The sequence below is a fragment of the Pseudomonas californiensis genome (assembly GCF_021147775.1).
GTDB lineage: Bacteria > Pseudomonadota > Gammaproteobacteria > Pseudomonadales > Pseudomonadaceae > Aquipseudomonas > Aquipseudomonas californiensis.
Map to the genome: position 1 here is coordinate 20,533 of NZ_JAGTPK010000049.1, position 8,950 is coordinate 29,482.

At 56.9% G+C, this 8,950-nt stretch carries 10 protein-coding genes; 6 read left to right on the forward strand and 4 right to left on the reverse strand.

The window, feature by feature from the left end:
* Positions 1–165 precede the first annotated feature (165 nt).
* Positions 166–444, reverse strand: a complete 279-nt coding sequence (locus tag KDX37_RS26790) for a hypothetical protein (RefSeq protein WP_231656258.1) — start codon at positions 442–444, stop codon at positions 166–168.
* A 155-nt stretch (positions 445–599) separates the two neighbouring features.
* Here KDX37_RS26790 and KDX37_RS26795 point away from each other — a divergent pair, with 155 nt between their 5' ends.
* Positions 600–881, forward strand: a complete 282-nt coding sequence (locus tag KDX37_RS26795) for a GNAT family N-acetyltransferase (RefSeq protein WP_231656259.1) — start codon at positions 600–602, stop codon at positions 879–881.
* 79 nt (positions 882–960) lie between these two features.
* On the opposite strand, the gene KDX37_RS26800 is transcribed toward KDX37_RS26795, so the two are convergent.
* A complete protein-coding gene (locus tag KDX37_RS26800; RefSeq protein ID WP_231656260.1) occupies positions 961–2,037 on the reverse strand; it encodes a 3-deoxy-7-phosphoheptulonate synthase in 1,077 nt (358 codons plus the stop codon).
* A 242-nt stretch (positions 2,038–2,279) separates the two neighbouring features.
* On the opposite strand from KDX37_RS26800, the gene KDX37_RS26805 reads away from it, so the two are divergent.
* The 4 genes from KDX37_RS26805 to cysB all read left to right on the forward strand — a co-directional run bounded on the left by KDX37_RS26805 (position 2,280) and on the right by cysB (position 5,444).
* A complete protein-coding gene (locus KDX37_RS26805; protein WP_231656261.1) occupies positions 2,280–2,639 on the forward strand; it encodes a thioredoxin family protein in 360 nt (119 codons plus the stop codon).
* Between the two features lie 28 nt (positions 2,640–2,667).
* Positions 2,668–3,624, forward strand: coding sequence for a putative 2-dehydropantoate 2-reductase (locus KDX37_RS26810; protein ID WP_231656262.1), 957 nt, complete (start codon positions 2,668–2,670; stop codon positions 3,622–3,624).
* A 196-nt stretch (positions 3,625–3,820) separates the two neighbouring features.
* Positions 3,821–4,312 (forward strand): universal stress protein, encoded by a 492-nt coding sequence (locus KDX37_RS26815; protein WP_231656263.1) that lies wholly within the window; start codon positions 3,821–3,823, stop codon positions 4,310–4,312.
* A 157-nt stretch (positions 4,313–4,469) separates the two neighbouring features.
* Entirely contained in the window at positions 4,470–5,444 is a 975-nt protein-coding gene (gene cysB, locus KDX37_RS26820) for an HTH-type transcriptional regulator CysB (protein WP_231656264.1), read from the forward strand.
* A 60-nt stretch (positions 5,445–5,504) separates the two neighbouring features.
* Here the strand turns inward: cysB and KDX37_RS26825 are convergent, their stop codons facing one another.
* On the reverse strand, positions 5,505–6,245 hold the full coding sequence (locus KDX37_RS26825; RefSeq protein ID WP_231656265.1) for a phosphoadenylyl-sulfate reductase: 741 nt from the start codon (positions 6,243–6,245) through the stop codon (positions 5,505–5,507).
* A 171-nt stretch (positions 6,246–6,416) separates the two neighbouring features.
* On the opposite strand from KDX37_RS26825, the gene thrH reads away from it, so the two are divergent.
* On the forward strand, positions 6,417–7,034 hold the full coding sequence (gene thrH / locus KDX37_RS26830) for a bifunctional phosphoserine phosphatase/homoserine phosphotransferase ThrH (RefSeq protein ID WP_231656266.1): 618 nt from the start codon (positions 6,417–6,419) through the stop codon (positions 7,032–7,034).
* Positions 7,035–7,237: 203 nt separating this feature from the next.
* Here the strand turns inward: thrH and pabB are convergent, their stop codons facing one another.
* Complete coding sequence (gene pabB, locus KDX37_RS26835; RefSeq protein ID WP_231656267.1) at positions 7,238–8,575, reverse strand: aminodeoxychorismate synthase component I; 1,338 nt, start codon at positions 8,573–8,575, stop codon at positions 7,238–7,240.
* Between the last annotated feature and the right edge of the window lie 375 nt (positions 8,576–8,950).

The window sequence follows — 8,950 nt, forward strand, 5'->3', positions numbered from 1 at the left end:
TTTTTTCAAATTAGTCATCTCTCGAACGTGAGAAAATGACCGGCGTACATAGTACCCATTGTTTGTAGTAAGTAAACGGACGAAGCGCAAGAAGCCGATAAATTTCCCGGGTTTGAAAGTGTTCCGCCTTACTGCTCATGCAGTTTGTTCAAAAACTATACATTTTTAACGCGACGGCGTTCGCCGCTCAGCCTCTGACAACACTATCAGTCCAGTGTTTCGGCCGGCATTCGGGCGGCTGGCAGGCGACTTGGAGGTTGTGTTGATCACAGGCTCAAGGCGATGTTGCTTCAGGGCATTAATGAACGTTTGCTGTTTCAAACGTTCGGCAACAGCGTTCTTCGAGAGCTGGCCCGTTTGAGTTCGCTGGGCGCTTGCATGCCAGACCGTCACCCTGGCTTTTAATGAGGTTTCATCTTTTTTATGAGCTTTGTGCTTGAGCATATTCGGCAATGACGCCTACTATTTGAGGGTGCTCTTATTGAGATCGGCTGGCTCTTCCCGGTGTCAAAAACAGACGCAGGGTGGCGTAGATGTTCCTTCGCCGGAAAAAGATCGGTAAGGTAGGGGTCAAAATCCAAGACCCGCGAGGAGTAGCGATGAGCGAGGCGTTGTCCATCCACCATGATCAGACCGGCCATCAGTTCGAAATCAACATCGACGGCCATCGTGCCTACCTGACTTATATGGACCTGGGGAAGCAGACCCTGGATTTTTATCGGACTTTCGTTCCGGATGCCCTGCGGGGTAGAGGCATTGCGGCTGCCCTGACCGAGCAGGCACTCAATTATGCCGACAGCATGGGCTATACCGTTATCGCATCCTGCTCCTACGTGGAGCGCTACATGGAGCGCCATCAACGGCAAGCCGCCAAGATCTGAGTTATCGCACCACGCACAAAAACGCCGAGCATTTGCTCGGCGTTTTCGTTACAGCTTCAATTGCCGCTGTTGACTGTCCTTACTTGCGCTTGCGCGCAGGCAGGACGTCCTTGAGCTTGGCATGCATGCTACGCAAGGTTTTTTCGGTACTTTCCCAGTCGATGCATGCATCGGTGATAGAAACGCCGTACTGCAGTTGCGACAGGTCCTTGGGAATGGACTGGCAACCCCAGTTCAGGTGGCTCTCAACCATCAGACCGATGATCGACTCGTTGCCTTCCAGGATCTGATTGGCAACGTTCTCCATCACCAGCGGTTGCAGGGCCGGGTCCTTGTTGGAATTGGCATGGCTGCAATCGACCATGATGTTCGGTCGAATGCTGGCCTTGTTCAGGGCCTGCTCGCACAGCGCAACACTCACCGAGTCATAGTTCGGCTTGCCGTTGCCGCCGCGCAGTACCACGTGGCCGTAGGCGTTGCCCTTGGTGGTCACGATCGACACGCCGCCTTCCTGGTTGATGCCCAGGAAACGATGCGGGCTGGAGACTGATTGCAGAGCGTTGATCGCAACCGTCAGGCCGCCGTCTGTGCCGTTCTTGAAGCCGACTGCCGAAGACAGGCCTGAGGCCATTTCGCGGTGAGTCTGGGATTCAGTGGTGCGTGCGCCGATCGCCGACCAACTGATCAGGTCCTGCAAATATTGCGGGGAAATCGGGTCCAATGCCTCTGTGGCAGTGGGCAGGCCCATTTCAGCAAGGTCCAGCAGCAGTTGACGACCGATGTGCAGGCCGTCCTGAATCTTGAATGAGTCATCCAGGTATGGATCGTTGATCAGGCCTTTCCAGCCCACGGTGGTGCGCGGCTTCTCGAAATAGACGCGCATGACCAGGTAAAGGGTGTCGGAAACCTCGGCCGCCAGGGTTTTCAGGCGTTCGGCGTATTCCTTGGCCGCCTTGAGGTCATGGATCGAGCACGGGCCAATCACAATGAACAGGCGGTGGTCATTGCCATCGAGGATGTTGCGGATCACTTCGCGACCCTGGCTGACGGTATGCAATGCAGCGTCAGACAGAGGGATTTCGCGCTTGAGCTGATCCGGCGTGATCAGTGTCTCGTTGGAGGCAACGTTAAGGTCGTCAATCGGTAAATCAGCCATCGTGTTACTCATCAGGTCGCGGGTACTGGCCGCCTACGGTACCCCGTGCGGCGGTGCCCAGCAGGTTTGAGCGCAGCGGGGAGCCGAACCTTAGCGCGTTAACCGGCTGTTCGACAATGGTTAAAACGTGGTGTCGAGCCCGGTTGCCGGTGCTGACGATCGTCTTTGGCGGCTGACGCATGGTGCTTTTGCGCAGGCTTTGCATTCGAATTTGCAACCGATGGCTCTGCGACGGATAGTGTATGCCCAGAGGTGAGGACCATTCGTTGAATCAAGTGCAACTGAGCGATTTTGATATTGATCATCAACTACTGGAGCTGTCGGGCATCTCGCTGGTGATTTTCACCAGTGTCGGTTGTTCGAGCTGTCGCTGGGCCAGACAGCAGTTACCGCACATGCATCTGCCTATCGATCGGCTCTGCTGGATCGACGCCGAAGAAAACGGCGGCGCCGTGCAGCGCTACGAGGTGTTCCACCTGCCAGCCTTGTTCGTTGTGCGTGACGGGTTTTTTTTCGGCTCGCTTCACACGACGATGACGGCTGACGGCCTGGTCGGCGCGTTGGAGCGCGCCTTGGGCAACGTGCCCGATGAGTTGCCCTGACAATCGTGACTGAGAGTAGAGAGCCGTTATGAGCACTGATACAAATCGTCCCCGGATCGGCATAATCGGGACCGGGGCCATTGGTGGTTTTTATGGGCTGATGCTGGCGCGTGCCGGGTTCGATGTGCATTTTTTGCTGCGCAGCGAGTTTGAAGCCGTCGCAACGCACGGGTTGCAGGTCAACAGTGCGGTGCATGGCGAACTTCGTCTCAACCCTGTTCAGGCTTACGTGTCGGCCGCTGACATGCCGCCCTGTGACTGGCTGCTGGTAGGGACCAAGAGCACCGGTAACGCGGCGCTTGGGCCAATCATTTGCCAGGCGGCGGCATCCGACGCAAAGGTCCTGCTGCTGCAGAATGGCCTGGCGGTCGAGGATGCACTTCGAGAGGTCTTGCCCGACACGCTGCACCTGTTGGGAGGGCTGTGTTTCATTTGCGTCAGTCGGACCGCGCCCGGCGTGATCAATCACCAGGCGTTTGGTGCCGTCAGTGTGGGCTATCACAGCGGCCCTGCTGAAGATGACGCAAGCTGTTTATCTATTGTCCAGGCGTGCGCCGCATTGTTCAGGACAGCAGGCGTCGAGTCCCATGCGATGGCCGATCTGCTGCAGGCCCGTTGGCAGAAACTGGTCTGGAACGTGCCTTATAACGGTTTGTCAGCGTTGCTGCAGGCCAGCACTTCGCGTCTGATGACTGTTCCTGAAAGCCGAGATCTTGTTTTATCGCTGATGGATGAAGTCGTACAGGGTGCTGAAGCTTGTGGTCAGGTATTGCCCGAAGGCTTCGCGCGCCACCTTTTTACGGTGACCGAGAACATGCCGGACTACAGACCGAGCATGTACCACGATCGGGTCGAACAGCGGCCGCTGGAACTGGACGCCATTTACGCCCGGCCATTGGCTGCGGCGCTTGAGGCCGGGTGTGACATGCCGAGGGTGCGCACGTTGTATCAGGCACTAGCCTTTATTGACCGCAGCAATCGCTGACAGGGTAACGATATGAATGTCTCCCTGAGCAATGTTCCCGCTGTTGGGTGACTCATGGTCACGCGCCATATACTGCCCGGTAGTGGCCAGGTCTTATGGCGTCGGGCAGACGGGGAGCCTGTCGAGCGCCGTCGCAGACGTGGGCGCGCTGCTAAACTGAATCCATCTCCGCCGTTCTGGCTGTTCGGGAGGTTGTATGGTTCGTTCAATGCTGTACGCCACAGACCTCAGTCTGTATGCGCCGTATGTAACGCAGCATGCATTGGCGCTGGCTAGAACGTTCGATGCAGCACTCTACGTTGTCCATATCGTTGAACCCATGGGACTGTTCGCCGAGTCGGTGCTGCAGAGCTATCTGGGAGAGGATGCGTTCAGAGAACTTCATAGCAGGGGCGCGAGTGAGTTCATGGACGCTATTGAGCAACGGATGCTCGACGGGTTTCGTGACGACCTGGGTGAAGGTCACAAAGACCTGTCTTTCATTCGTACAGTGCGTGTCGTTCAGGGAGAGCCTTCCAGCATGATTCTTGAACAGGCGCGAAAGCTGTCGGTGGATCTGCTCGTGGTCGGCAGCGGTTGCCGTCAAAGAGCGACGGAAGGGGCGTTGATCGGTCGTACAGCGTCCAGGGTCTTACAGCTTTCAGAAATACCGGTTTACATGGTGCCCATGCTGCAGAACAGAGGATGAGGGCAGGGCGAAGGCCTAATTGGAAGATTAAGTGAAATCGAGCGTGCCATCGCCCTTCAAAGGTGATAAATAGTTCTAGAAATATTCATCTGACCATTAATCCAGTTATATACCGTCGCTGATGCCCCCTAGGGTTCATCTGCTTTGAGGGATACATATGAAGCTCCAACAACTGCGCTACATTTGGGAAGTGGCGCACCACGACCTCAACGTTTCCGCGACGGCACAGAGCCTATACACCTCACAGCCCGGCATCAGCAAGCAGATCCGCTTGCTTGAGGACGAGCTTGGTGTTGAGGTTTTTGCCCGCAGTGGCAAGCATCTCACCCGGGTCACCCCGGCGGGCGAACGCATTATCACCACCGCCGGCGAGATTCTGCGCAAAGTCGAAAGCATCAAGCAAATTGCCCAGGAATTCTCCAACGAGAAAAAAGGCACGCTGTCGATTGCCACAACGCACACGCAGGCCCGTTATGCATTGCCGCCTGTGATCAGTAATTTTATCCGGCAGTATCCTGACGTTGCCTTGCACATGCATCAAGGGTCGCCAATGCAGATTGCCGAGATGGCGTCCGACGGGACCGTCGATTTCGCCATCGCCACCGAAGCGCTCGAACAGTTCGGTGACCTGGTGATGATGCCGTGCTATCGCTGGAATCGCTGCGTGGTGGTTCCCAAGGACCATCCGCTTACCAAAGTCCCGAAACTGACGCTGGAGCTGTTGGCGGAATACCCGATCGTGACCTATGTATTTGGTTTTACCGGGCGCTCAAAGCTGGACGAGGCGTTCAGTCACCGCGGGTTGGTGCCTAAAGTGGTATTCACCGCAGCGGACGCCGATGTGATCAAAACGTACGTGCGGTTGAATCTGGGCGTGGGCATTGTTGCGAGAATGGCAGTGGACGAAGAGCTGGACAACGACCTGGTGATATTGGACGCCAGCGACCTGTTCGAATCCAGCGTGACGAAGATAGCGTTCCGTCGCGGCACGTTCCTGCGGGGTTTCATGTGTGATTTCATAGAGAAATTCGCCCCACACCTGACGCGGGAGGTCATGGCCAAAGCGATTCAGTGTCATAACAAGCAAGAGATGGAGGACCTGTTCGCCAACGTCGAGTTGCCGGTGCACTGATTGATTGGAGGCATGACGGGCAGGCCTTTGCCCGCCGTGCCCCCAGGTCAGGTGCCGAGGTCAGGCTTTTGCCTTGGCAATCACGTTGCCCGCGTGCAGCCCGCACTCCTTCTGCGTGGCTTCTTCCCACCACCAGCGGCCTTCACGCTCGTGCTGGTTCGGCAGTACCGGGCGGGTGCAGGGTTCACAGCCAATACTGACAAAGCCACGTTCGTGCAGGCTGTTGTATGGCAGTTCGAGCATCCGGATATATCCCCAGATTTCTTCACTGGTCATCTGCGCCAGCGGATTGAACTTGTACAACGTGCGCTCGGGCGTCGAAAACGCGGTATCAATCTCAAGCACGGCAACCGCGCTGCGGGTACCGGGGCTCTGATCGCGGCGCTGACCCGTGGCCCATGCTTTTACATCGGCCAGTTTGCGGCGTAACGGCTCTATCTTGCGAATACCGCAGCATTCGCCGTGCCCGTCGCGGTAAAAACTGAACAGCCCCTTTTCTTTTACGAGCGGCTCCAGCCTGTTCTGGTCCGGGGTCATGATCTCGATGTCGATCTTGTAGTGCTCGCGGACCTGTTCGATAAAGCGGTAGGTTTCAGGGTGCAGGCGTCCAGTGTCCAGGCTGAAAACCTTGACGTTTTTATTCAGTTTCCAGGCCATGTCGACCAGCACGACATCCTCGGCGCCGCTGAAGGAAATCCACAGCTCGTCACCAAAGTGTTCAAAGGCCAATTTCAGAATGTCTTGCGCAGACTTGTTCGCATAAGTCGCCGCGAGCGCGGCGACGTCGAAGGGTTGGCTCATCAGGCGGCTTCCTAAATGCAGGGGTGGCGCTTAAGCGCTCGTGATGACAGCAATGGTAACAAAATCCATCACACCTTGGCCGCTTCGCACGTGCCAGCGGTGCGTTGCGCAGGGTGTAGCGAGCAGCTAGAGTGCCGCTTCCCTTTGTGAAGTGCCCGTAAGGAGTGTTCTGTGGAAATTGCCTGTCTCGATCTGGAAGGTGTACTGGTCCCGGAAATCTGGATTGCCTTTGCCGAAAAAACCGGCATTGAATCGTTGCGGGCCACTACCCGGGACATTCCCGATTACGACGTGCTGATGCAACAGCGTCTGCGGATTCTTGACGAGCACGGGCTGAAACTCTCCGATATTCAGGAAGTGATTGGCACCCTCAAACCGCTCGACGGTGCGATCGAGTTCGTCAACTGGCTGCGTGAACGTTTCCAGGTGGTGATTCTGTCGGACACGTTTTACGAGTTCTCCCAGCCACTGATGCGCCAGTTGGGCTTTCCGACCTTGTTGTGTCATCGACTGATTACTGACGAAACGGATCGCGTGGTCAGTTATCAACTGCGCCAGAAAGACCCCAAGCGTCAGTCAGTGCTGGCGTTCAAGAGCCTTTACTACCGCATCATTGCAGCGGGAGACTCGTATAACGACTCCACCATGTTGGGCGAAGCGGATGCGGGCATCCTGTTTCATGCCCCTGACAACGTGATCCGTGAATTCCCGCAGTTCCCGGCAGTGCACACGTTCGAAGACTTGAAGAAGGAATTCATCAAGGCGTCAAATCGTGACCTGACGCTGTAACAGGGATAGCACAGCAACTGGCGGTGACATCCTGCTGATGCTCCGCCCGTGAGCCAGTTCGAGAGCAAGCTCGCCCACTGGATTTTCATTTCAAATTGAAATTCGCAGCTGAATTCAATTTGTGAGTCCGCCTGATGACGCAACGATCGGTTAATCGAGTGGAGGTCTCGGCTCAGTATCAACTGCAAAGCCCAGAGGCTGAATCAAAGTGCTTCGAGTGTCTGCAGCAGTACGCGCACTTTGGTGAAAGTCTCCTGGTACTCAGCTTCGCAGTCCGAGTCGGCCACGATCCCGCCGCCACCCGAGCATGACACCTGACCGTCCTTGACCAGCAAGGTGCGGATGGCGATCGAACTGTCCATTTCCCCGCGCACATCCAGATACATCAAGGAGCCGCAATAGATACCGCGCCGTGCGGGCTCCAGCTCATCAATGATCTGCATCGCCCTTATCTTCGGTGCGCCCGTGATAGACCCGCCCGGAAAGCTGCCGGCAATCAGGTCAAGCGCATCCAGGCCTCTGGAGAGCTGTCCGGTAACGCTACTCACCAGGTGATGCACGTTGGGGTAGCTTTCAAGGCTGAACAGTTCCGGCACACTCACCGACCCTGTTGTGCAACTGCGACCCAGATCGTTGCGCAGCAGGTCGACGATCATCAGGTTTTCGGCACGATCTTTCTGGCTTGCCAACAGCTCGTTGGCCAGTTCTGAATCCTGTGTCGCATTGTGTCCACGGGGCCGGGTGCCCTTGATCGGACGCGTTTCTACTGTGCCTCGGCTGACCTTGACGAAACGCTCAGGTGAGACACTCAGCACCGCTGCGCCCTCCGGCAGCGGCATATAGCCTGAAAAGGGCGTCGGGCACGCCAGCCGCAGTGCGCAATAGGCCGCCCACGGATCGCCCTGGCAGCCGGTCTGGAAGCGCTGGGTCAGATTGACCTGGTAGCAGTCGCCTGCCTGGATGTAGTCCTGAATGCGGCCAAAGGCGAGCCGGTAGTCCCGGGCGCTGAGGTCGGCCTGAAAAGCCCCATCCAGTTTGAACTCGGCGGAGGTAGCGTTGAACGGCTCAATGAACAACGCCAGCAGGCGCTGGCGCTCGGGCTCAGCTACAGCAGGGTGGCACACCAGCTGAGTGGTGCAAGCGTGATGGTCGCTGATCACTGCCCAGCCATACAGCCCGAGACGCGCGTCTGGCAATTGAAGATCATCAACAGCCGTTTCGGGAAGCGGTTCGAGGCGCCGGCCAAAGTCGTAGCCCAGATAGCCGATCAAACCGCCTGCAAAGGGTAGGTCAGCGGGTAGTTCTGCCTCGCCCAGGCTGACGATCCCGGCGCGAAGACGCATCAGAAAGCCCGTGCCGGTTTCCTGCGGGGTGGGGGCGAACTCCTCCAATGGCCATGCACTGAGCAGATCGAACCTGCCGCGATCCGCACCCGGCCACCCGCTGTCCAGCAGCACGGCACCGGGCGCGAGCCTGATCCGGTCGAAGTAGTCGGCAGGGTTGCTGCAATAGGGAAGGGGGTCGATCGAACAGCTTTGCATACAGGGTTCTGGTCAGGTACTCGGTTGGGGATTGTAACCGGCCTGACCGGCGAGAGCCTAGGCTCTGTATGAAAACGTACTGCGTTTGATGTTGAAGCGCGAGGTGCCGATGGGGAGGCCAATGCCCGCCTCTTGATGAACAGTGGCGTCGGATAGAGTAAAGACGGCTGATGCAGTTTTGAATCATGATGTTAATGAGGTAGGGCGGTGCGCGGCCAGTAAAAATACTCGGCTGCATGAAATTCAAGTGCCTGAGTAAGTGCCAGGTGTGACGTGTGAACGAGCCCCATGAAAGACAGGACACCGTTCCCCCCTTAAGATAAGGGATAGGCAAACGGGTATGTTTATGACTAACAGCAACGATAAGGGTGGCGA

Bases quoted from the DNA above. Each gene is read 5' to 3' on its own strand.
- KDX37_RS26790 (WP_231656258.1), bottom strand. From the start codon at position 444: ATGCTCAAGCACAAAGCTCATAAAAAAGATGAAACCTCATTAAAAGCC.
- KDX37_RS26795 (WP_231656259.1), top strand. From the start codon at position 600: ATGAGCGAGGCGTTGTCCATCCACCATGATCAGACCGGCCATCAGTTC.
- KDX37_RS26800 (WP_231656260.1), bottom strand. From the start codon at position 2,037: ATGGCTGATTTACCGATTGACGACCTTAACGTTGCCTCCAACGAGACA.
- KDX37_RS26805 (WP_231656261.1), top strand. From the start codon at position 2,280: ATGCCCAGAGGTGAGGACCATTCGTTGAATCAAGTGCAACTGAGCGAT.
- KDX37_RS26810 (WP_231656262.1), top strand. From the start codon at position 2,668: ATGAGCACTGATACAAATCGTCCCCGGATCGGCATAATCGGGACCGGG.
- KDX37_RS26815 (WP_231656263.1), top strand. From the start codon at position 3,821: ATGGTTCGTTCAATGCTGTACGCCACAGACCTCAGTCTGTATGCGCCG.
- cysB (WP_231656264.1), top strand. From the start codon at position 4,470: ATGAAGCTCCAACAACTGCGCTACATTTGGGAAGTGGCGCACCACGAC.
- KDX37_RS26825 (WP_231656265.1), bottom strand. From the start codon at position 6,245: ATGAGCCAACCCTTCGACGTCGCCGCGCTCGCGGCGACTTATGCGAAC.
- pabB (WP_231656267.1), bottom strand. From the start codon at position 8,575: ATGCAAAGCTGTTCGATCGACCCCCTTCCCTATTGCAGCAACCCTGCC.